Below are 290 nucleotides of genomic sequence, written 5' to 3'. Positions count from 1 at the left end.
CCGCCAACGAGTGTCAATAATCCAAGAAATGCGAGTGCATGCGCTACATGCTTAACACCTAATGGATTTTTGAAGGTTGGAGGTAACGTGATGTCCTGGTTCGACATGAGGGAAGTCACTTCACCTACGGAAAAATAAAATACCCCCAAGAATTCACGTTGGTTCGTTGTGCCATCGGGATTGAGCGGAGCTGCATACCAGGTCACTTGATATGTACCCGGAGACGGTGACGTCTCCAAAGGAATAATGATATGCCGGGGGTCTGTGGAATCCGCGCACGGTTCCTTGGT

At 49.3% G+C, this 290-nt stretch carries 1 protein-coding gene; it reads right to left on the bottom strand.

What is annotated here, in order from left to right; genetic code table 11:
- The coding region (locus tag ACZYR9_RS27765; RefSeq protein ID WP_488981513.1) for a hypothetical protein at positions 1-290 on the bottom strand (290 nt) is incomplete at both ends.

This window comes from Paenibacillus sp. F024 (assembly GCF_057814255.1).
Note: the sequence above shows the minus strand (reverse complement) of the source record. Positions and strands in the feature narration are given on the sequence as shown.